Source organism: Methylorubrum extorquens (assembly GCF_024169925.1).
Classification (GTDB): domain Bacteria; phylum Pseudomonadota; class Alphaproteobacteria; order Rhizobiales; family Beijerinckiaceae; genus Methylobacterium; species Methylobacterium extorquens_A.
Window position 1 is genome coordinate 2,682,548 of sequence record NZ_JALJXF010000001.1, and the last position, 22,455, is coordinate 2,705,002.

Sequence of the window (22,455 nt, forward strand, 5' to 3'; positions counted from 1 at the left end):
GTTCGTGTCTCGTCCGATGCGACGCCGCTTACCGCGGCAGGACGGTCGCGCCCATCAGCGCCTCGTCGATCGAGCGGGCGGCCTGACGGCCCTCGCGGATCGCCCAGACCACCAGGGACTGGCCGCGGCGCATATCGCCCGCGACGTAGATCTTCGGGTTCGAGGTCAGGTAGTCCTGATCGTTGGCGGTGATGTTGCCGCGCTTGTCGACGGCCACGCCCGATTCCGCGACCAGACCCTTCTGCACCGAGCCGGCGAAGCCGATCGCCATGAAGACGAGGTCGGCCGGCAGCACGAACTCGCTGCCCTCGATCGGCTGGCGCCGCTCATCGACGCGGGCGCAGACCACGCCGGTGAGTTGACCCTTGCGGTTGCCCTCCAGGCGCAGGGTCGCGGCCTGGAACTCGCGCTCGGCGCCCTCCGCCTGGCTCGACGAGGTGCGCATCTTGGTCGGCCAATAGGGCCATACCGTCAGCTTGTCCTCGCGCTCCGGCGGGCGCGGGCGGATGTCGAGCTGCGTCACCGAGAGCGCGCCCTGGCGGAACGAGGTGCCGACGCAATCCGAGGCCGTGTCGCCGCCGCCGATGACGACGACGTTCTTGCCAGCGGCCAGGATCGGCAACTCGCCGTTGCCCGGCATCGGCTCGGCGCCGACCCGGCGGTTCGACTGCACGAGGAAGGGCATGGCGTAGTGCACGCCGTCGAGTTCCTGGCCCGGAAGCTGCGGGTTGCGCGGATCCTCGGCGCCACCGCAGAACAGCACGGCGTCGAACTGGCTCGTCAGGTCCTCCAAGGGGACGTTGACCCCGATATTGGCCTTGTAGTGGAAGACGACGCCCTCGGCTTCCATCTGCTTCACGCGCCGGTCGATGTGGCGCTTCTCCATCTTGAAGTCGGGGATGCCGTAGCGCAGCAGGCCGCCGGCCTTGGGCTCGCGCTCGTAGACGTGGACATCGTGGCCGACGCGGGCGAGCTGCTGAGCCGCCGCCATGCCGGCCGGGCCGGAGCCGATCACCGCCACGCGCTTGCCGGTGCGGTTCGCCGAGGGCTCGGGCTTCACCCAGCCCATGTTCCAGGCACGGTCCGCGATCGCCTGCTCGATCGTCTTGATGGCGACCGGCTGGTTCTCGAGGTTCAGGGTGCAGGCTTCCTCGCAGGGCGCGGGGCAGATGCGGCCGGTGAATTCGGGGAAGTTGTTGGTGGAGTGGAGGTTGCGCGCGGCCTCCTCCCAGTCCGACTGGTAGACGAGGTCGTTCCAGTCCGGGATCTGGTTGTGGACAGGGCAGCCGGTCGGCCCGTGGCAGAACGGGATGCCGCAATCCATGCAGCGCGCGGCCTGTTTGGACAGGTCGTGCTCGTCGAGCGGCAGCGTGAATTCGCGGAAGTGCCGCACGCGGTCGGCGGCGAGCTGATACTTCTGCTCCTGCCGGTCGAATTCGAGAAACCCGGTGACCTTGCCCATCGATCAGTCCTTCGCAGGCGCGGATCTCTCGATCACGCGGCCTTGCCGTCTGCCCGGCATCACTGTGAACCGGTCGGCGGCGTCCTGCCGCCGACCGGTATGGCCCGCCTTGATGACGCTTGGTTACTCCGCCGCCACCGGCATGCGCGCCATTTCCATCTCGCGCAGCGCCCGGCGGTACTCGACCGGCATCACCTTGACGAACTTGGTGCGGAACGCCGCCCACTCGTCGAGGATCTGCTTGGCCCTCGGCGAACCCGTATACTTCATGTGGTTGGTGAGGAGCTGCGACAGGCGCTCCTCGTCATGGCCCGACATGTCCGCGAGGATGTCGACCCGGCCCTTGGTCTCCAGGTCGCCGTCCTGGTGGAAGCGGCGCATGAGGTCGTCCTCCTCCTCGACCGGCTCCAGATCGACCATCGACAGGTTGCAGCGGTCGCGGAACGAACCGTCCTCGTCGAGCACGTAGGCGATGCCGCCGGACATGCCGGCCGCGAAGTTGCGCCCCGTCACGCCGATGGAGACCACCACGCCGCCGGTCATGTACTCGCAGCCATGGTCGCCCATGCCTTCGACGACCGTGATGGCGCCCGAGTTGCGCACGGCGAAGCGTTCGCCCGCCGCACCGCGGATGTAGCACTCGCCCGCGATCGCGCCGTAGAGCACGGTGTTGCCGGCCATGATCGTGCGGGCGGGGGGCGCCTTCAGCGCCTCGCTCGGACGGATGATCAGCTTGCCGCCCGACAGGCCCTTGCCGACATAGTCGTTGCCGTGGCCGGTGAGGTCGAGGGTGACGCCCGCGGCGAGCCATGCGCCGAAGCTCTGCCCGGCGGTGCCGTTGAGCTTGACCACGATGGTGTCGTCGGGAAGCCCTTCATGGCCGTGGCGCTTGGCCACCGCGCCGGAGAGCATGGCGCCCGCCGCGCGATCCGAGTTGCGGATCACATCGGTGAGGATCACCGGCTCGCCGGTCTCGATGGCCCCTTCGGCGCCCGCGATCAGGCGGCGGTCGAGCACCGTATCGATCGGGTGGTGCTGCGTCTCGACGTGACGGATCGCCACCTCCGGCCCGACATTCGGCCGGTGGAACAGCTTCGAGAAATCGAGGCCGCGGGCCTTCCAGTGCTCGATCGCCTCGAGCTTGTCGAGGAGGTCGGAGCGGCCGATCAGGTCCTCCAACTTCGTGAAGCCCATCGCCGCCATCAACTCCCGCAGCTCTTCGGCCACGAAAAAGAAGTAGTTGATGACGTGCTCCGGTGTGCCCTTGAAGCGCTTCCTCAGCACCGGGTCCTGGGTCGCGACACCCACGGGGCAGGTGTTGAGGTGGCACTTGCGCATCATGATGCAGCCGGCCGCGATCAGCGGCGCGGTCGAGAAGCCGATCTGGTCGGCGCCGAGCAGCACCGCGATCATCACGTCCTTGCCGGTGCGGATGCCACCGTCGGCCTGGAGCGCGACACGGCCGCGCAGGCCGTTCATCACCAGCGTCTGCTGCGTCTCGGCCAGACCCGTCTCCCAGGGTCCGCCCGCGTGCTTGATCGAGGTGAGCGGGGCGGCACCCGTTCCGCCGTCGAAGCCCGAGATCGTGATGTGGTCCGCGCGCGCCTTGGCGACGCCCGCCGCGACCGTGCCGACGCCGACCTCGGAGACCAGCTTCACTGAGACGTCGGCAGCCGGGTTCACGTTCTTCAGGTCGAAGATGAGCTGGGCCAGATCCTCGATCGAGTAGATGTCGTGGTGCGGCGGCGGCGAGATCAGGCCAACGCCCGGGGTCGCGTAGCGGACCTTGGCGATCTTGGCATCGACCTTATGGCCGGGCAGCTGTCCGCCCTCGCCGGGCTTGGCGCCCTGCGAGACCTTGATCTGCATCATGTCGGCGTTGACGAGATACTCGGTGGTGACGCCGAAGCGGCCCGAGGCGACCTGCTTGATCGCCGAGCGGCGCGAACGCCCGTCCGGACCGGTGATGAACCGGCGCGGCTCCTCGCCGCCCTCACCCGAGTTCGAGCGACCGCCGAACGAGTTCATGGCGATCGCCAGCGTCTCGTGCGCCTCCTTCGAGATCGACCCGTAGGACATTGCGCCCGTGGCGAAGCGCTTGACGATCTCGGAGGCCGGCTCGACCGCCGAGATGTCGACCGGCTGGCGGCCGAGATCGGCGGCGGTCTTGATCCGGAACAGGCCGCGCAGGGTCTTGAGGTGGTTCTCCTGCTCGTTCACCAGCCGGGCGTATTCACGGTAGCGCTCGGCAGCATTGAGGCGCACCGCGTGCTGCAGCGTCGCAACGGTGTCGGGCGTCCAGGTGTGGGTCTCGCCGCGCAGGCGGTAGGCGTACTCGCCGCCGACATCGAGCGCGTTGCGGTAGATCGGGGCGTCCCCGAAGGCATCCTGGTGGCGAAGCGCCGTCTCCTGGGCGACCTCGGCCATGCCGATGCCCTCGACCGTCGTCGCCGTGCCGAAGAAGTCCTTGGCCACGAAATCCGAGTTCAGGCCGATCGCGTCGAAGATCTGCGCGCCGCAATAGGACTGGTAGGTCGAGATGCCCATCTTGGACATCACCTTGAGCAGGCCCTTATCGATCGACTTGATGTAGCGGTAGACGATCTCGTCGTTGGTCAGGTCCGGCGGGAATTCGCCCTTCATCGCGATCAGCGTCTCGAAGGCGAGATAGGGGTTGATGGCCTCCGCGCCGTAGCCGGCCAGACAGGCGAAGTGATGCACCTCGCGCGGCTCGCCCGACTCGACCACGAGGCCGACCGAGGTGCGAAGCCCCTTGCGGATCAGGTAGTTGTGCACGGCTGCGGTCGCGAGCAAAGCCGGGATCGGGATGCGGTCCGGCCCGACCATGCGGTCCGACAGGATGATGATGTTGTAGCCGCCGCGCACCGCGACCTCGGCTCGGTCGCACAGGCGATCGAGCGCACCCTCCATCGCTCCCGCGCCGGATTCGGCCGCGTAGGTGATGTCGAGGGTGCGGGTGTCGAAGCGGTCCTCGAAGTGGGAGATCGAGCGGATCTTCTCGAGGTCGCCGTTGGTCAGGATCGGCTGGCGCACTTCGAGCCGCTTGCGGCGCGAGGCACCTTCCATATCCAGCAGGTTCGGACGCGGTCCGATGAACGAGACGAGGCTCATCACGGCCTCCTCGCGGATCGGGTCGATCGGCGGGTTCGTGACCTGCGCGAAGTTCTGCTTGAAGTAGGTGTAGAGCAGCTTCGGCTTGTCGGAGAGCGCCGAGAGCGGCGTGTCCGAGCCCATCGAGCCGACGGCCTCCTGGCCGGTCACGGCCATGGGGGCCATGAGCAGCTTGAGGTCTTCCTGGGTGTAGCCGAAGGCCTGCTGGCGATCGAGCAGGGGCACGTCCGTGCGCGAGGCCCGCGGCTGGATCGGGTGCAGCTCCTCCAGCACGATCTGGGTGTTCTTCACCCACTCGGCATAGGGGTGCGCGGAAGCCAGCTCGCCCTTGATCTCCTCGTCGGAGACAATGCGGCCCTTCTCCAGATCGATCAGCAGCATTCGGCCCGGCTGCAGGCGCCAGGACTGGACGATCTTCTCGTCGGGGATCGGGAGCACGCCCATCTCGGAGGCGAGCACAACGAGCCCGTCATCGGTGACGATGTAGCGGGCCGGGCGCAGGCCGTTGCGGTCGAGGGTGGCGCCGATCTGGCGCCCGTCGGTGAAGGCGACGGCCGCCGGCCCGTCCCACGGCTCCATCAGGGCGGCGTGATACTCGTAGAAGGCGCGCCGCTCCTCGCTCATCAGCGGGTTGCCGGCCCAGGCCTCCGGGATCAGCATCATCATCGCGTGCGCGAGCGAGTAGCCGCCGGCCACGAGGAATTCGAGGGCGTTGTCGAAGCAGGCGGTGTCGGACTGGCCCTCGTAGGAGATCGGCCAGAGCTTCGAGATGTCGTTGCCGAACAGCTCGGAATCAACGCTGGCCTGGCGCGCGGCCATCCAGTTCACGTTGCCGCGCAGCGTGTTGATCTCGCCGTTATGCGCGACCATCCGATAGGGGTGCGACAGGCGCCAGGTCGGGAAGGTGTTGGTGGCGAAGCGCTGGTGGACGAGCGCCAGCGCCGAGACGAAGCGCGGATCCTTGAGGTCGAGATAGTAGTGGCCGAGCTGGTGTACGAGCACCATGCCCTTGTAGACGATGGTCCGGCTCGACACGGAGACGGGATAGAACGCCTTCACGCGCTCGTCTTCGAGGCCGTAGACCTGGTTCGAGATCACCTTGCGGGCGATGTAGGCGCGCCGCTCGAACGCGTCCTGATCGGTGACGCTGGCCGGGCAGCCGATGAAGACCTGCCGGTGATGCGGCTCGGTCTCCTTCACGGCCTTGCCGAGATCGGCCGAATCGACGGGCACGTCGCGCCAGCCCAGCAGCGGCAGGCCCTCGTCGGCCAGCGTCTTCTCGACGATCGCCTCGATGCTGGCGCGGGCATCCTCCGCCTTCGGCAGGAAGAACTGGCCGATGGCGTACTGGCCGGCGGGCGGCAGCTCGAAGCCGAGGCGCGAGCATTCCTCGGAGAAGAAGCCGTGCGGGATCTGGGTGAGGATGCCGCAGCCATCGCCCATGGTCGGGTCGGCGCCGACCGCGCCGCGGTGGTCGATGTTCTCCAGGATCTTGAGACCCTGCTGGACGATGGCGTGGCTGCGCCGGTCGTGCATGTCCGCGACGAAGCCGACGCCGCAGGCGTCGCGCTCATGAGCGGGGTTGTAGGCGCCTTCGGCCGCGGGAAGGGCGGGGTCGCGCAGGATCAGCGGCGCGGCGCCGGCGCGCGACGGCGCGGCTTTCTCGCCGTTCATGACCGACACCGACAGCTCAGACGGGATTTCACGCATCGTCCGCACATCTCCGACCCTGCCCGCATGCGAGCATGTTTCGTGCCCGTACACCGTCGGTGCCCGGGCCGCCGCCTATTTTATACCGAGTCGGGTGGGGTCAGGTTCATCCTGCCGGAATCGCCCGCCAACCCGCGGGCTGAAGCTCCGGCTTGTTCAGCCGGCGCTCGCCCGGATCGCCTCGACGGTCACCGGTTTCTCAGCTCGTTCGGACGTCACGTCGATCACGTGATGGATCCCCAAAGCCGGCCCGACGGCCAAGCACGACAAATGGGACAGTCTTGCTGTCCTATAAGTGGACGTTGCCAGATTTCATTCATTCCAGCAAGGGGCCGCCGACCACCGCCGCCGGCCTTTTGAACATGCCTCGGATACGCGCAACGCGCCCGTCCCTCGGCTTCGTCCCGGCGGGCGGACGCGTGCCGGGCAGCACTGCGTCACGACAATGGCACTGGCAGGTTCCGGGTCGGTTCGCAATGTCGCCCCAATCAACCGTTTAGAAAACCTTGCCGGCACGGAAGGAATGCGGGGATGCGTCTGCCGTGACGCCGGGGGACCCGCGATCAACAGCGGGCTCCCGGGACTTTCTTACTTCTTCTGCCTCTTCTTCTGCACAGCTTGGTTCGAGAGGTCCCTATGGCTTCGAGCCGTCACGCCCCCGGTGGGGTCACGAGAGCGGCACTGCGTCGCGGCCTCGGCTTCGGCCTTCTTGCCGCGCTCCTGTCCGGCGCCGGCCTGCAGCCCGCTGCCGCCCAGGGCTTCTACCGTGAGATCTATGGGCCGCCGCGGGCGGTCTACCTCGAGGATGACGGCCTGTTGCCGTCCCGCGAGGTCGTCGATGACCTGCGCGATCGCGGCTTCTCCGAGATCGGACGTCCCCGCTACGACGGGCGGAACTACCGTGTGGAGGCGACGAGCCCGCGCGGCCAGCGCGTGCGGCTCGTGGTCGATGCCCGCGAGGGCGACGTCATCGGGCGCGAACCGCTCGGCGGCGTCTACTATCCGTCCGACCGCGTCCGCCCGGCAGCGCCCGGCTATGGCTGGACCGAGGACGACATGCGCCCGCGCCGTCCGATCCGCGAGGCCGAGCGGATCGTGCCCCCCGCCGACATCCCCTCCGTTCCCGGTCTGCGCGGTGCTCCGCTCGGCAGCGAGCGGAGCGCGGCCCGGTCCGAGCGCGTGCCGCCGGCCGCACGGCCGGACGCCAACCCCCTCGGCGTCAATCCGGATGCGGCAACCCGCTCCGAGCCGCCCCGGCGCGCGGCGGCCCGGACTGCCCCGACGCCCAAGCTGCCGTCCCAGGCACACATTGCCCCGACGGCTCCGGAGCCCTCGCTGCGGTCCGGTTCGCCCGCGTCGCCCGCGATGACGCCTGCTGCCAAGATCGAGCGGGACAAGGGGGAGACGAAGGAAGCCAAGGCGGTCGAGCCGAAGGTGGGTGAGCCCCGGCCTGAAACCGGCAAGGCCGAGACGAAGACTGACGCCGCGAAGCCGGAGCCCGTCAAGGACGCCACGAAGACCGCTGAGTCGAAGCCGGCCGCCGGAAAGGGCTGGCAGGATCCTCCGGCCGACGGTCCGCGCAAGAACGTGCGGGTGATCGGCGGGGCCACGGTCGTTCCCGGCGGCACCGGCGAGGCTGGCGGCACCGAGTAAGGTGATCGATCCGGGGTGGCGCGGCTCAGCCGCCCTCCCCGGTCAGGATCAGCCGCTCGCGCCCCGAGAACACGGTCAGCGTGTCCGAGCGGGCGATGGCGCAGAGCGTCATGTCGTGGCAGCGCGCCCGCTCGATCGCGAGCGAGGTCGGCGCTGAGATCGCCACCAGCACGGAGGCGCCGAGGCTCGCGGCCTTCTCCGCCATCTCGAAGGAGCAACGGCTGGTGATGACGAGAAAGCCCTCGTCCGGCCGCACGCCCTGGCGCAGCAACGCGCCGATGCACTTATCCAAAGCATTGTGGCGGCCGACATCCTCGCGCACCGCCAGCAGCGAACCGTCGAGGTCCGCCCATCCGGCCGCGTGGACCGCGCGCGTCTCCCGGTTGAGCCTCTGACGGTCCGATAGGGCGGTCAGCGCCGTCTGGATCGCCGCCAGCGTCACCTGTGGGCCCGTGCCGGAGCGGGGCCGGGCAATCGGCAGGGCGGCGAGATCCTCGATGCCGCAAACGCCGCAGCCGGTGCGTCCGCTGATCGCGCGCTTGCGGGCAAGATGCTCGCGAAGCCGCCCCGGAGCCAGATCGACCAGCAGCCTCAGGCCACCCTCGCCGGGCTCGACGGTGACGCCGCGGATCTCGTCGGGCGCCTCGATCACGCCCTCGGTCAGGCTGAAGCCGTAGGCGAAATCCTCGAGATCGGCCGGCGTCAGCATCATCACGGCGTAGGGCACGGTGCCGTAGACGACGTTGACCGGCATCTCCACGGCCAGCGCGCGGGAATCGGGCCGCGCCTCGGGCGCGTCGTAGGCAACGACGAATGTTCCGACCTTGACCGACGTCGCGGGTTCGCCCGCGCCGAAGTCATCCCCGGCTTCTCGTTGAGGTTTTCCGCCGACGTCCTGCATCCGTATCCCCAGAGGCAGCCAAATTGCCCGCTGCGCAACCCTGATCCCGCGTCCAAGCGACGCTTGGGGGCGCTGTTGTGGTTGCGGTTTTTTGATCAGTATGGTTCTACGTCGCAACCGCCCATCCGGCAGCGACACGGTCACGCCGGAACCGGCAAGGCCCGCGACACGATTGGGCAGTTCTGGGATTTGCGACGCGGGTCGGCAAATTCAAGGGCAAACAAACCATAGGCACCAGGGGAGCCAAGCGGGGACATGCGGACGACGCAGGCGCAACATCGGTTATCGTGGGGGCTCGCCGCGTTCGGCGCTCTCCTCGGTTCGTCCTCCTCCGCTCTCGCGGCCGGCATCGGTCAGCCCGAGCCGTGGCAGATGAGCCGCCAGATACCGGTCACGGCCGAGGCCGCTGACCTCCTCAGCTTCGAGCACGGACTGCACTGGATTGCGTTCGCGATCTCGGTCTTCGTTCTCGGTCTCATTCTCTACTGCATCTTCAAGTTCAACGAGAAGACGAACCCCACGCCGTCGCGCACCACGCACAACACGGCGATCGAGGTGGCCTGGACCATCATCCCGGTCCTGATCCTCGTGGCGGTGGCGATCCCCTCGTTCCGCACCCTGCGCACGCAGCTTTCGGACCCGAAGGCCGACATCGTGGTCAAGGTGGTCGGCCACGCGTGGTACTGGTCCTACGTCTACCCGGCCGAGGGCGACAAGGGCGGCTTCACCTTCGACGCGAACGTCGATGAGGAGCAGCAGCCGAAGCTGCTCGCGACCGACAACGACATGGTCATCCCGGTCGGCAAAGTCGTGAAGGTGCAGGTCACCTCCGACGACGTCATCCACTCCTGGGCGATCCCCTCCTTCGGCGGCAAGATCGACGCGATCCCCGGCCGTCTGAACCAGTGGTGGTTCAAGGCCGACCGCGAGGGCACCTATCACGGCCAGTGCTCCGAGCTGTGCGGCGCCCGCCACGCCTACATGCCGATCACCGTGCGCGTGGTCAGCGAGCAGGCCTATGCCGAATGGCTGACCGAGGCGAAGACCAAGTACGCCGCGATCGACAACGGCGCGCGCCTCGCGGACGCCCGCTGACGCTTCTCCGGGCCGGCACGCGCCGGCCGGATCTCCCTTCGCCAGAGGCGACAGACATCTGATTAAGGCAAGGATCGATGGCCACCGCCACAGCACATGCCGGGCATGACGCCCACCACGACCACAAGCCCTCCTTCTTCTCCCGCTGGTTCCTCTCGACGAACCACAAGGACATCGGCACGCTCTACCTGATCTTCGCCTTCATGGCGGGCATCATCGGCGCGTTCCTGTCGTTCGGCATCCGCATGGAGATGGAAGAGCCGGGGCTCCAGTACTTCTCCAACCCGGCGACCTACAACGTGTTCGTCACCGGCCACGGCCTCATCATGGTGTTCTTCATGGTGATGCCCGCCCTCATCGGCGGCTTCGGCAACTGGTTCGTCCCGCTGATGATCGGCGCGCCGGACATGGCCTTCCCGCGGATGAACAACGTCTCGTTCTGGCTGACGGTGTCGGGCTTCGCCTGCCTGCTCTGCTCGCTGTTCGTCGAGGGCTCGCCCGGCGCCAGCGGCGCGGGCACCGGCTGGACCGTCTACCCGCCGCTCTCCTCCTCGGCCGGCCACCCCGGCCCGGCGGTCGATTTCGCGATCTTCTCGCTCCACCTCGCCGGTGCGGGCTCGATCCTCGGCGCGATCAACTTCATCACCACCATCCTCAACATGCGCGCCCCCGGCATGACGCTGCACAAGATGCCGCTGTTTGCCTGGGCCGAGCTGGTCACCGCCTTCCTGCTGCTCCTGTCGCTCCCGGTTCTGGCCGGCGCGATCACAATGCTGCTCACCGACCGCAACTTCGGCACCACCTTCTTCGATCCGGCCGGCGGCGGCGATCCGGTGCTCTACCAGCACCTGTTCTGGTTCTTCGGTCACCCCGAAGTGTACGTGATGATCCTGCCGGCCTTCGGCATCGTCTCGCACATCATCGCCACCTTCTCGCGCAAGCCCGTCTTCGGCTACCTCGCCATGGCCTACGCCATGGTCGCCATCGGCGTCGTCGGCTTCGTCGTGTGGGCCCACCACATGTACACCGTCGGCCTGTCGCTCCAGACGCAGTCCTACTTCGTCTTCGCGACCATGGTGATCGCGGTGCCGACCGGCGTGAAGATCTTCTCCTGGATCGCGACGATGTGGGGCGGTTCGATCCGCTTCACCGCGGCGATGCACTGGGCGGTGGGCTTCATCTTCCTGTTCACGGTCGGCGGCGTCACCGGCGTCGTGCTCGCGAACTCCTCGGTCGATAAGTACCTGCACGACACCTATTACGTCGTGGCGCACTTCCACTACGTGCTCTCGCTCGGCGCCGTGTTCATCATCTTCGCCGGTATCTACTACTGGTTCCCGAAGATGACCGGCCACGTCATCCCGGAATGGGCGGGCAAGCTGCACTTCTGGCTGGCCTTCATCGGTGCGAACGTCCTGTTCTTCCCGATGCACTTCCTGGGTCTGGCCGGCATGCCGCGTCGCTACGCCGACTATCCGGAGGCCTTCGCCGGCTGGCACAAGGTCGCGACGCTCGGCGGTCACGTCTTCGCCCTGAGCATGATCGTGTTCGTCATCGGCATCGTCCTGGCCTTCCGCTCCAAGACCCGCGCTGCGGACAATCCGTGGGGCGAGGGTGCCACCACCCTGGAATGGACCCTCTCCTCGCCCCCGCCCTTCCACCAGTTCGAGACGCTCCCCAAGATCGTCGACGAGCCGGCCCACTAAGGGCGGAGCAAAAACCGAAGATCGCGAGGACCGCCCCGGCGGTCCTCGCTCTTTCCCGGAGGCCTCTCACCGCTTGAGCGAGGCCTCCCGCAAAGGGCGGCGCCACGAACGGCGCGATCCGAAGACCTTCGAAAACATCAGAACAAGCGTCAGAGCACGGTTTCCATGACGAGCCTGTCGAACAGCCTGAGCGCCGACGCCGGCACCGCGTCGTTCTCCCCCGCCGCGGGGGGCGAGGTTTCCGACTTCTTCGCCCTGCTGAAGCCGCGGGTGATGGTGCTCGTCATCTTCACCGCGCTCGTCGGCATGGTGGTCTCGGATGCCACCGTGAACCCGGTGATCGCGGCGATCTCGCTGTTGATGATCGCCGTCGGGGCCGGCGCCTCGGGCTGCCTCAACATGTGGTGGGACGCCGACATCGACGCGCTGATGACCCGCACCGCCAAGCGTCCGATCCCAGATGGGCGCATCCGCCCCGACGAGGCCCTGGCCTTCGGCATCGTCCTGTCGGTCGGCTCGGTGCTGATCCTCGGGCTTGCCTCGAACTGGCTCGCCGCGGGGCTTCTCGCCTTCACCATCGTGTTCTACGCCGTGATCTACTCGATGTGGCTTAAGCGGGCGACCGCGCAGAACATCGTCATCGGTGGTGCCGCCGGTGCCCTCCCCCCGGTGGTGGGCCAGGCGGCAGTGACCGGTCATGTCGGCATCGAGTCGCTGGTGCTGTTCGCGATCATCTTCATCTGGACGCCGCCGCATTTCTGGGCGCTGGCGCTCGTGAAGAGCGGAGAATACGCCCGCGCCGGCATCCCGATGATGCCGAACGTCGCCGGCCCGGATTCCACCCGCCGCCAGATCGTGTGGTACTCCCTGGTCCTCGCACCACTGGCTCTCGTGCCGGTTTGGCTCGGCTTCGGCGGCTGGCTCTACGCCGTTGTCGGCGTGCTCGGCGGGATCGGCATGCTGGCGGGCGCGGTGCAGGTCTACCGGCTGCGCGAGGGTGAGCCCGAGCGCAAGGCGGCGATGGGCCTGTTCGCCTTCTCCATCCTCTACCTGTTCCTGCTCTTCTCGGCGCTGCTCGCCGAGCAGGGGCTCGGATTGTTCCGCGCGGTCGCAGCGTGAGGCCCGCCATGTCCGATCTCCCCGAAGGAATTCGTCCGCTGACGGCGGAGGAGGCCAAGACCCGCCGCAAGCGCTCGGTCGCCATCGCCCTGACTCTAGGCGCCCTGGTGCTGCTGTTCTTCGTGCTGACGATCGCCAAGCTCGGGCCGCAGATCCTGCAACGGCCTCTCTGAAGGCGTGACCCGATGACGAATGTGGGTGAGAGGCAGAAACAGGCGGTGCGCGGCACGCGCTGGACCGTGCTTGCCTGTGCGGGCGTCGTGCTCGGCATGGGCGGCCTCGCCGCCGTCTCGGCGCCGCTCTACTCCATGTTCTGCAAGGCGACCGGCTTCAACGGCACGCCGCTCGTCGGCGCCGCGCCCTCCGCGCCGACGGGCGAGGCACTCGCCCCGGTGACCGTCCGTTTCGACACCAACGTGTCGAAGAACCTGTCCTGGCGCTTCCAGCCGGAGCAGTCGCGGGTCGAGGCCGTGCCCGGCCAGACGGCGACCGTGTTCTTCAAGGTGACGAATACCGGCCCCGCTGCCTCGACCGGCATCGCCGTGTTCAACGTGCAGCCGGACCTAATGGGCAGCTTCTTCGTCAAGGTGCAGTGCTTCTGCTTCGACGAGCACACGTTGCAGCCGGGCGAATCGGCCGAATTCCCGCTGGTGTTCTACGTCGATCCGGCCCTGCGCAAGGATCCGGACATCGGCGAACTCTCGGAGATGACGCTGTCCTACACCTACTACCCTTCGAAGAACGGTGCGCCGGTGGCCGAGGTGGCCAAACCCGCCGCCACGCGCAACTTTTGAGGGTTCAAGCGGCGGGCCAAGCGTGACAATGGCGCGACCGCCGCAGTAGAGGGTTTTCAACCGAGGTCCGGTCCACCGGACCTCCAAGGCAACAGGGCCCGGCCGTCAGGCGGTGACGGGCAAGGGCTGAGGGAGAACCATTGCGATGGCCGGGGCGCACGCCAAGAACCACGACTACCACATCATCAACCCGAGCCCGTGGCCGCTGCTGGGCGCGTTCTCCGGGTTCCTGATGGCGTTCGGCGCCGTCTTCTGGATGAAGGGTCTCTCCGCGGGCGGCCTCGCCATCGGCCCCTACGTGTTCGGCGCCGGCACGCTCGGCGTGCTCTACACCATGCTATCGTGGTGGCGCGACGTCACCCACGAGGCGAATTCCGGCGACCACACCCGCGTCGTCCAGCTCCATCACCGCTACGGCATGATCATGTTCATCGCCTCCGAGGTGATGTTCTTCGTGGCGTGGTTCTGGGCCTATTTCGAGGCCGCGATCTACACCGCCGACCCGATCCAGCCGCAGCGCGTCGAGTTCACCGGCGGCATGTGGCCGCCGAAGGGCATCGAAGCCTTCGACCCCTGGCACCTGCCGCTCCTCAACACCCTGATCCTGCTCACCTCGGGCACCACCGTGACCTGGGCCCACCACGCCCTGCTGCACGGCGACCGCAAGGGCCTGAAGTACGGCCTGTGGCTGACCATCATCCTCGGTGTGCTGTTCACCGCCTGCCAAGCCTACGAGTACGCCCACGCCCATTTCGGCTTCTCGGGCTCGATCTACTCGGCGACCTTCTTCATGGCGACGGGCTTCCACGGCGCCCACGTCATCATCGGCACGATCTTCCTGGCCGTCTGCCTGCTGCGCACCTACCAGGGTGACTTCACCCCCAAGCAGCATCTCGGCTTCGAGTTCGCCGCTTGGTACTGGCACTTCGTCGACGTGGTGTGGCTGTTCCTGTTCGCCGCCATCTACGTCTGGGGCGCCGGCGCCGGCGGCGCGGCCCACTGACGGGCCAAGCCGACAGCATCCGCCGCCCTGCTTGGGCGGCAACCCTAAAGGGCGGCGTGAGCCGCCCTTTTTCACGTGCGGCGTGCCGTCCGTTACACCATACGGGCGAACAGCGAGGAGCATCCCTTGAGCCGAACCGCCACGAATCCGCCCCCCTCCCCGATCGCGACGGGCCTGCGCGGGCGCTGCCCCGCCTGCGGCGAGGGCCATCTGTTCAAGGGCTTCCTCGCCGTGAAGCCCGCCTGCGAGGCCTGCGGCCAGGACTTCTCCGCGTTCGATTCCGCGGACGGTCCGGCCTTCTTCGTGATGTCGATCACCGGCTTCGTCGTCGTCGGCATGGCCCTGTGGATGGAGATCACCTACGAGCCGCCGGTCTGGGTCCACGCCCTCGTTGCCGGCAGCCTCGCTATAGGCCTGAGCTTGGCTCTGGTGCGCCCGCTCAAGGGGCTGCTCGCGGCAGTCCAGTTCGCCAACAAGGCCGCGCAGGGGCGCTTCCGCTAGATGGCCGCTTTGTCCTCGACCGAGCGAAGCGCCCGCCTGCGCAGCCTGTGGGGCCTGAGCCTCGCGGTCCTGATCTGCCTCGCGATCCTGCTCGGTCTCGGCACGTGGCAATTGGCCCGCAAGAGCGAGAAGGAGGCGCTGATCGCCCGCATCGTCGAGCGCTCGCACGCCGAGCCACCGGCCGGTCCTCCCCCGTTCGACGAATGGGACGCGAAAGCCGACGAGTTCAGCCGGGTGCAGGCGCGTGGCACCTTCCTGCACGATAAGGAGACCCTGGTACACGGTCTGGCACCGGGCGAGCCCGGCCGGGCGCTCCAGGGCTTCTACGTCATCACGCCGCTCAAGCGCGACGACGGGACGACCATCCTGATCAACCGCGGCTTCGTGCCGACCGAGTTGAAGCGCCCCGAGGACCGCGCTGCCGGTCAGGTCGCAGGCGCGGCGACGGTGACCGGCATGCTGCGGGCGAGCGAGACCCGCACAATGTTCGTGCCGGAATCCGACCCGAAGCGCGATGCGTGGTTCACCCGCGACATCCCCGGCATCAGCGCCGCCCGCAATCTCACGAATGTCGCCCCTTACCTGATCGAGGCGGACGGGACGGCAAACCCCGGTGGCTGGCCCCGCGGCGGACAGCTTCGGGTCGATCTGCCGAACAACCACCTGCAATACGCCTTCACGTGGTTCGGCATCGCCGCCTGCCTGATCGGCGTCTTTTCCGTTTTCGCGTGGCGGCGGTTGCATGATCCGGCGGAGCCGAAGGCCGGCTGACGGCGTTGGCCCGCGTGATGCCGAAGGTCCGGCAGCACGCGCGGGAAGAGCCTCCCGCGGTGAGATCCGCGGAGTGCCCTTCGATGCGCACCGTTTTCAGCCTTCTCTTCCTCGTTCTGACCGGCGCTGCGGCCCAGGCCGACGACGCGGCCCGCAATGCCGCCCGCGCCACCATCGACCGGCAGATCGAGGCCTTCCGCCGCAACGACGCGGCGGGCGCCTACGCCGAAGCCGCACCGCAGATCCGCAACCTGTTTCCCTCGGCCGAGACCTTCATCGCCATGGTGGCGAAGGGCTACGCCCCGGTCCTACGGCCGCGCAGCTATCGCTTCGAAACGATGCGGGAGATGAGCGAGGACGAGATCGCTCAAGGCGAGATTACTCAAGGACTGAGCCTCCAGGACGAGGCCGGCCTCGATTGGGTGGCGCTCTACACGCTGCAGCGTCAGGCCGACGGCCAGTGGCGCATCACCGGGTGCCAGTTGAAGAAGGCGCCGGGGGAGAAGGTTTGACGCCGCCGATGTAAGAAACCGATCCGGCCCCGCTTCGACACGGCCGAATCGATCGTGTAGAGGGAGCGCCTTCCCGGAGGCATCCTTGCTGCACGTCTCGACCCGCGGCGCCGCCGCGCCCTTGAGCTTTTCCGATGCGCTGCTCGCCGGCCTCGCCCGCGACGGCGGTCTCTACGTGCCCGAGAGCTGGCCGCAGATCGACCGTGCGGAGATCGCGGGCTTTGCCGGCATGCGCTACGCCGAGGTGGCCAAGCGTGTGCTGCGCCCGCTCATCGACGGCGAGATTCCGGACGACGCGCTCGACGGGATGATCGAGGCGGCCTACGCCACCTTCCGCCATCCGGCGATCTGCCCGCTCACCCAGATCGACGACAACCTGTTCCTGATGGAGCTGTTTCACGGGCCGACGCTCGCGTTCAAGGACGTAGCGATGCAGCTCCTCGGGCGGCTGATGGATTACGTTCTGCGCCAGAAGGGCGGCCGCGCCACCATCGTCGGCGCGACTTCGGGCGATACGGGCAGTGCCGCGGTCGAGGCCTTCAAGGGTCTCGATCAGGTCGACGTGTTCATCCTGTTTCCGCACGGCCGTGTCTCGGAGGTGCAGCGCCGGCAGATGACCACGGTCAACGCGCCGAACGTCCACGCGCTCGCCATCGACGGCAATTTCGACGATTGCCAGAACATCGTGAAGGCCATGTTCCAGCACGGCGACTTCGCCGACCGGGTGAAGCTCTCGGGCGTCAACTCGATCAATTGGGCCCGCGTTGCCGCGCAGACCGTCTACTACTTCACGAGCGCCGTGGCGCTCGGCGCCCCGCACCGAAAGGTGTCGTTCGCCGTGCCGACCGGCAATTTCGGCGACATCCTCGCCGGCTGGGTTGCCAAGCGGATGGGCCTGCCGATCGAGCGGCTGATGATCGGCACCAACGCCAACGACATCCTGGCCCGCACCCTGGAGCACGGGGCCTACGAGCCCCGCGGCGTGCAGCCAACGACCTCGCCCTCCATGGACATCCAGATCTCCTCGAACTTCGAGCGTCTGCTGTTCGAGGCGTTGGGCCGCGATGCTTCCGCGCTCGGCCGCCTGATGGCGGGTCTGAAGCAGTCGGGCGGGTTCTCGCTCAGCCCCGAGGTGCTGGGAACCGTACGCGACGAGTTCGACGCGACCGCCGTGCGCGAGCCCGACGTGGTGGACGAGATCGCCGGCACCTATCGCAAGACCGGCCTCGTGCTCGATCCCCACAGCGCCATCGGCGTGCGCGCCGCCCGCCGGCTCTTGGAGAAGGATCCGGCCACCCCGGTCGTGGCGCTGGCCACCGCGCACCCCGCCAAATTCCCGGATGCGGTCTCCCAGGCGACCGGTGGCGGGCGCCCGGCGCTGCCGCCCCACCTCGCCGAACTGATGACCCGGCCGGAGACGGTGGCGAACCTCGCGGGCGATCAGGCCGCGATCGAGCGCTACATCACCGAACACGCCCGCATCACGCGCGGCGCTTGAGTGGCCTCACCAAACGTCCCGGCCCCGACCGTCGCCGTTTCGGCTGCGGCGGTGCAACGGGCGTTGCGTGAGAGACATTGATACGGAAACGGGGCCATCCCGGTCCGACAGGGCCGGGGCGATCCCATCGAGCCTGCGCAGTATCCGAGCGGAGACGCGCTCCGCATGACGCAGGGATCGATCGGAGTTTGCATGAACCAGCATTTCTCGACCTTCGGCGCCTCGCCCGGCCTCACCGTCAGCCGGCTCGATAACGGCCTGACCGTCGCCACCGAGACGATCCCCGGCGTTGCCACCGCCACGCTCGGCGTCTGGGTCGGGGCGGGCTCGCGGCACGAGCGGCCGGACGAGCACGGGCTCAGCCACCTGATCGAGCACATGGCCTTCAAGGGCACGGCGACGCGCTCGGCCCGGAAGATCGCCGAGGATATCGAGAATGTCGGCGGCGAGATCAACGCCGCCACCAGCACCGAGAGCACGAGCTACACCGCGCGGGTGCTCGGCGAGGATGCGGGCGTGGCCCTCGACGTGCTCGGCGACATTCTCACCCGCTCGGTCTTCGACGCGGGCGAGCTGGCCCGCGAGAAGGGCGTCATCCTTCAGGAATACGCGGCGGTCGAAGATACGCCCGACGACGTCGTCTACGACGCCTTCATCGAGACGGCCTTCCCCGACCAGCCGATCGGCCGGCCGATCCTGGGCCGGCCCGAGACGATCCAGAGCTTCGACCGTGCCGCGATCGAGGCCTACATCGCCCGCGAATACGTGCCCGAGCGCATGGTGCTCGCCGCCGCCGGCGCGGTGGAACATGCCGAGATCGTGGAGGCGGCCGAGCGCCATTTCGGCGCCCTGAAGCCCGTCGCGGCACCTCCGGCCGTGCCCGGCCTCTACGGCGGCGGCGAGCGGCGGATGCAGAAGCGGCTCGAACAGGCCAATCTCGTCCTCGGCCTGCCCGGCCTCTCCTTCCGAGACGACGGCTACTACGCGCTTCATCTGTTCTCGCAGGTGCTCGGCGGCGGGCTGACCTCGCGGCTCTGGCACGAGGTGCGCGAGACCCGCGGCCTCGCCTACGACATCCAGGCCTTCCACTGGCCCTTCAACGATTGCGGCCTGTTCGGCATCGGCGCCGGCACCTCGGGTGCGGATCTGGCCGAACTCGTCGATGTCACCATCGCCACCACCCGCGAGGCGGCGGAGCGGCTCGACGCGGCCGAACTCGCCCGTGCCAAGGCCCAGCTCAAGGTTTCCCTGCTCACTGCCCTCGAGACGCCGGGCGGTCGCATCGAGCGCAACGCCCGCCAGCTTCTTGCCTGGGGCCGGGTGATCCCGCCGCAGGAATTGATCGCCAAGGTCGATGCGGTCGAGGTCGAGCATGTGCGCGCGGCCGGCCGCGCTCTGCTGCGCGGCGCCCCGACCCTGGCCGCCATCGGCCCGGTGAAGGGCTTGCCGTCGCTGGCGCGTGTCGCGTCGGCCCTTCAGACGGCCTGACGCCGCCCTACCTCAGAGTTGTGAAGTCCGGTGCCCCGGAGGGCGCCGGACCCCGATCCCGTCGATAAAAACCACCCGCCATGAACCCCGTCGCCGTCGCGACCATGCTCGGCATCGCCCTCGGCTTCTTCGGTCTGCTCGCCTATGCGCTGACCGTGGGCGAGGCGTGGCTGCTCGCCATCCTCGCCATCGTTGCCATTGCGCTGTTCGTGCGCTGGGGGGAGTAGGCGTCGCCGCGTGGGCCTCTTCTCGGTTTGAACGCGGCCACCCCCCTTGCCGCGTGCGGTGAGAGGGGTGCGCTGCGCCGAAGCGATACTCGGAAGCGGCGTTACTTTTCCTCCAGCGCCGGTCCCCGCGTCGCATCGGCCCCCTGCCCCGTCCCCGCGAGCGGTCCGACCGTGACGGGCTGGCCGGAGCGGGCCGCCGCGTAGATCGCTTCCATCAGGATCATGTCCTGCAAGCCCTCCTCGCCGGGCGTGCGGGGGCGGCGGTCGGCCAGGATGCACTCGGCCATGTGATCGAGTTCGAGCGCGAACTGGTTCTTGGGCGTCAGCACCGGCTCGTCGCGTTGGACGTGGCTGCCCTCGCGGTGGGCGATGGTGAGACGCTGGCCGCGATAGGCGAAGGCGTTGTGCAGATCGAGCGAGCCGCCCGTCGTGTGGACCCGCAATTCGCGGCTCTCGTGGACGCCGTAGCTCGTGCCGCATTGCGCGATCACGCCGGAGGGGAAGCGGAGCGTGAAGGCGACGCTCTCCTCGACCTCCTTGAAGCGCGGATCGTTCTCGGGCGTGACGATCTGCGCCTGGATCGAGACCGGCTCCTCGCCGAGCAGCGCCCGCACGCCGTTGAGGCAATAGAGGCCGATATCCGGCAGCGCCCCGCCGCCCGCGAGCGCCTTGCGCAGGCGCCACTGCTCGGGCAGCGCCGTGGTCTGTCCGTTGAAGGCTTCGACCATCTTCACCCGCCCGAACTCGCCCGAGCGGGCGAGCCGCGCCACCTCGCGGTTGAACGGCTCGTACTGGCAGCGATAGGCGATCATCAGCTTGACGCCGGCCTTGTGGCAGGCCTCGATCATCTCCTGCGCTTCGGCCGATGTGTTTGCCATCGGCTTCTCGCACAGCACGTGCTTGCCCGCGCCCGCGGCGGCCAGCACGTTGTCCCGGTGCAAGCCGTTCGGCGTGACGATGTAGACCGCCTTGACCGCGGGGTTGGCCTTCAGCCGGTCCCACTGGTCGTAGGCATAGATCGCGTCCGCGGGGATGCCGTACTGCGCCGCCGTGAGCCCGGCTTTCTCGGGCGAGCCCGACATCAGCGCGACGACCTTCGCTTTCTTGGCTTCACCGAAGGCCGGAAGGATTTCCTCCAGGCTCAGGCGCCCGAGCCCGACGATGGCGAAGCCGACCCGCTCGGACGGAGGCATCGGCGCGGGCGGCGGCGGGGGCGGCGCGTCGCCGGAATCGCGCCAGTTCGGGAAGGCGATCCGGTCGCCCTGAACCGCACCGGTATCGGCCGGCACCGAGGGAGCCGGTGCGCCGGCGGCCCGCGCACCCCCGCCGAGGCCGAGGGCCGCGCCGGTCAGGCCGGCGCCGCCCGCGAGAAGGAGGCGCCGGGACAGTTGGAGGTCGTCGCTCATGACAGGATTTCCGGCCTTGCTGATCAGGTGCCTTGCGGGCACGAGGCCGGAACGCGTCAGCCCGGCGCGGAGGTCCCTTTGAGCTGGCCGGGACCGGTCGATGCGGGTGTCGGATCGGGATCCTCCACCTCGCCCCGGCGCTGGAGCTGGAGCGCGACGAACCAGCACAGGGCCGCCCAGGCGGCGCCGACGCACCAGCCCGCCACCACATCGCTCGGCCAATGTACGCCGAGATAGACGCGGCTGATGCCGACCAGCACCGTCATCCCGATGCCGAGCGCCAGCATCAACGCTTTCACGCTGCGCCGCCGCTCGACGCGGGCGAGCAGGGTCGCGAGCGTGAGGTAGGCGATCGCCGACATCATCGCGTGGCCCGACGGGAAGCTCGCCGTGAACACCTCCATGCCGTGCGGCACGAGGTCGGGCCGGGGGCGGTGGTAGAACAGCTTGAGCACCGTCGAGACGGCTTCACCGCCGCCGACGGCGGCCAGCACGAACACCGCGACGCGCCGCCGGCCGGAGAGCGCGAGGTAGATCACCGCCGCCGCCGTGAGGAACACGATGGTGACGACGCTGCCCCATCCGGTGATGTCGCGCATCGCCTCCTCCAGCCAAGCGGGCCCGAGCGGGTCCGAGAGGTCGGCGGGGTTGCGCAACCCGAGCAGGATCTTGCGGTCGAGGGCGGCGGTCGATCCTTCGCCGACCTCGCGGGCGAGCGCGAAGAAGCCGTAGCCGAGGGTGCTGACGAGAAGCAGCGAGACCAGCGGCCCGACCTCGTTGAGGTGAAGCCGCAGCCAGACGGCGGACGAGCCGCGCCAGAGGGCGCCGCCGCCGGTGCGTGCGATACCGGGCAGTCTCATGCCGCATCCCCGAATGCGATCGTGGCGACCCGCTCCCACGGGCCGCCGAGATAACGCCATAGCAGCACGCCCGGTGCCCGGAAGTGCGAAGGTTCGAAGTCCTGGGCCAGCGCGGCGTGCAGCGCGCGGGCGGTCTCGGGGGCGACCTTGTTCTGCACGGTGACGTGCGGGCGCCAGCCCTGCCGATCCTGCGCCGTGAGACGATCACGGAACGCTGCCGCGACCCGCTGGCGGAACGCGGACAACGCGTCCGATTCCAGCGCGTAGGCAACGCCGCGCCCGGTGAAGCGCACGCCCGTCACAGCGACTTCCGGTGCGGCTTGCGTGCGGGCCAGCGCCGTCACCGTCTCGGCCACGCCCGCCGCCTCCACGCCCGGCAGGTGGTGGAACAGCGTCGCGTGGGCGGGAATGTGGTTCAGCGCCTCGGGGAAATGCCGCCGCCGCAAACCGTCGAAGGTGGCGAAGGCCGCCTCGTCCATCTGCAGGGTCAGGATCAGCGGGGCGGGCTCGGGCAACGCTTTGAACTCTCGGTCGAGGCCGGGGCGCCCGGCGCGGGTCCGAGCAAGATGGCGCGGCGCAGGGAAGGTTCCAGCCGGCGACGTGTGATGCGCCTGCGC

Annotated in this window: 19 protein-coding genes; 13 read left to right on the top strand and 6 right to left on the bottom strand. The window is 68.5% G+C overall.

Annotation, left to right across the window (positions count from 1 at the left end; all coding sequences use genetic code 11):
• Window positions 1–28: 28 nt before the first annotated feature.
• Together J2W78_RS12635 and gltB are read right to left on the bottom strand one after the other, a co-directional pair.
• Window positions 29–1,462: a glutamate synthase subunit beta gene (locus J2W78_RS12635; protein WP_253370931.1), complete on the bottom strand. Its 1,434-nt coding sequence runs from the start codon at window positions 1,460–1,462 to the stop codon at window positions 29–31.
• A gap of 123 nt (window positions 1,463–1,585) precedes the next feature.
• Window positions 1,586–6,304, bottom strand: a complete 4,719-nt coding sequence (gene gltB / locus J2W78_RS12640; protein ID WP_253370933.1) for a glutamate synthase large subunit — start codon at window positions 6,302–6,304, stop codon at window positions 1,586–1,588.
• Between the two features lie 636 nt (window positions 6,305–6,940).
• Here gltB and J2W78_RS12645 point away from each other — a divergent pair.
• Complete coding sequence (locus J2W78_RS12645) at window positions 6,941–7,957, top strand: hypothetical protein (RefSeq protein WP_253370935.1); 1,017 nt, start codon at window positions 6,941–6,943, stop codon at window positions 7,955–7,957.
• 25 nt (window positions 7,958–7,982) lie between these two features.
• On the opposite strand, the gene fdhD is transcribed toward J2W78_RS12645, so the two are convergent.
• Complete coding sequence (gene fdhD, locus J2W78_RS12650; protein WP_253370937.1) at window positions 7,983–8,858, bottom strand: formate dehydrogenase accessory sulfurtransferase FdhD; 876 nt, start codon at window positions 8,856–8,858, stop codon at window positions 7,983–7,985.
• Between the two features lie 255 nt (window positions 8,859–9,113).
• Here fdhD and coxB point away from each other — a divergent pair, with 255 nt between their 5' ends.
• The 12 genes from coxB to J2W78_RS12710 all read left to right on the top strand — a co-directional run bounded on the left by coxB (window position 9,114) and on the right by J2W78_RS12710 (window position 19,572).
• Window positions 9,114–9,953 (top strand): cytochrome c oxidase subunit II, encoded by an 840-nt coding sequence (gene coxB / locus J2W78_RS12655; protein ID WP_253370939.1) that lies wholly within the window; start codon window positions 9,114–9,116, stop codon window positions 9,951–9,953.
• A 77-nt stretch (window positions 9,954–10,030) separates the two neighbouring features.
• Complete coding sequence (gene ctaD / locus J2W78_RS12660) at window positions 10,031–11,659, top strand: cytochrome c oxidase subunit I (protein ID WP_253370941.1); 1,629 nt, start codon at window positions 10,031–10,033, stop codon at window positions 11,657–11,659.
• A 165-nt stretch (window positions 11,660–11,824) separates the two neighbouring features.
• A complete protein-coding gene (locus J2W78_RS12665; RefSeq protein ID WP_253370943.1) occupies window positions 11,825–12,778 on the top strand; it encodes a heme o synthase in 954 nt (317 codons plus the stop codon).
• Window positions 12,779–12,786: 8 nt separating this feature from the next.
• Entirely contained in the window at window positions 12,787–12,951 is a 165-nt protein-coding gene (locus tag J2W78_RS12670) for a hypothetical protein (RefSeq protein WP_253370945.1), read from the top strand.
• Between the two features lie 12 nt (window positions 12,952–12,963).
• The gene (locus J2W78_RS12675) at window positions 12,964–13,572 is read left to right on the top strand and encodes a cytochrome c oxidase assembly protein (protein WP_253370947.1); all 609 of its coding nucleotides are present in this window, start codon (window positions 12,964–12,966) and stop codon (window positions 13,570–13,572) included.
• A 145-nt stretch (window positions 13,573–13,717) separates the two neighbouring features.
• Window positions 13,718–14,575, top strand: coding sequence for a cytochrome c oxidase subunit 3 (locus J2W78_RS12680; RefSeq protein ID WP_253370949.1), 858 nt, complete (start codon window positions 13,718–13,720; stop codon window positions 14,573–14,575).
• Between the two features lie 126 nt (window positions 14,576–14,701).
• Window positions 14,702–15,076, top strand: a complete 375-nt coding sequence (locus J2W78_RS12685; protein WP_253370951.1) for a DUF983 domain-containing protein — start codon at window positions 14,702–14,704, stop codon at window positions 15,074–15,076.
• Window positions 15,077–15,847 carry an SURF1 family protein gene (locus tag J2W78_RS12690; protein ID WP_253370953.1) on the top strand — a complete coding sequence of 257 codons (771 nt, stop codon included), beginning with the start codon at window positions 15,077–15,079 and terminating at the stop codon, window positions 15,845–15,847.
• Between the two features lie 83 nt (window positions 15,848–15,930).
• A complete protein-coding gene (locus tag J2W78_RS12695) occupies window positions 15,931–16,359 on the top strand; it encodes a DUF4864 domain-containing protein (RefSeq protein ID WP_253370955.1) in 429 nt (142 codons plus the stop codon).
• A gap of 85 nt (window positions 16,360–16,444) precedes the next feature.
• On the top strand, window positions 16,445–17,857 hold the full coding sequence (gene thrC, locus J2W78_RS12700) for a threonine synthase (protein WP_253370957.1): 1,413 nt from the start codon (window positions 16,445–16,447) through the stop codon (window positions 17,855–17,857).
• 192 nt (window positions 17,858–18,049) lie between these two features.
• A complete protein-coding gene (locus J2W78_RS12705; RefSeq protein ID WP_253370959.1) occupies window positions 18,050–19,345 on the top strand; it encodes a M16 family metallopeptidase in 1,296 nt (431 codons plus the stop codon).
• Window positions 19,346–19,425: 80 nt separating this feature from the next.
• Window positions 19,426–19,572 carry a hypothetical protein gene (locus tag J2W78_RS12710; protein WP_253370961.1) on the top strand — a complete coding sequence of 49 codons (147 nt, stop codon included), beginning with the start codon at window positions 19,426–19,428 and terminating at the stop codon, window positions 19,570–19,572.
• Window positions 19,573–19,673: 101 nt separating this feature from the next.
• Here J2W78_RS12710 and J2W78_RS12715 read toward each other — a convergent pair whose 3' ends face one another.
• Genes J2W78_RS12715 through J2W78_RS12725 form a run of 3 tightly spaced genes read right to left on the bottom strand, consistent with a single transcriptional unit; the run spans window position 19,674 to window position 22,353 of the window.
• A complete protein-coding gene (locus tag J2W78_RS12715) occupies window positions 19,674–20,978 on the bottom strand; it encodes a Gfo/Idh/MocA family protein (RefSeq protein ID WP_253370963.1) in 1,305 nt (434 codons plus the stop codon).
• 56 nt (window positions 20,979–21,034) lie between these two features.
• Complete coding sequence (locus tag J2W78_RS12720; protein WP_253370965.1) at window positions 21,035–21,838, bottom strand: phosphatase PAP2 family protein; 804 nt, start codon at window positions 21,836–21,838, stop codon at window positions 21,035–21,037.
• Window positions 21,835–22,353, bottom strand: coding sequence for a 2'-5' RNA ligase family protein (locus tag J2W78_RS12725; RefSeq protein ID WP_253370967.1), 519 nt, complete (start codon window positions 22,351–22,353; stop codon window positions 21,835–21,837). Before J2W78_RS12725 ends, J2W78_RS12720 begins: the two co-directional genes overlap by 4 nt.
• Between the last annotated feature and the right edge of the window lie 102 nt (window positions 22,354–22,455).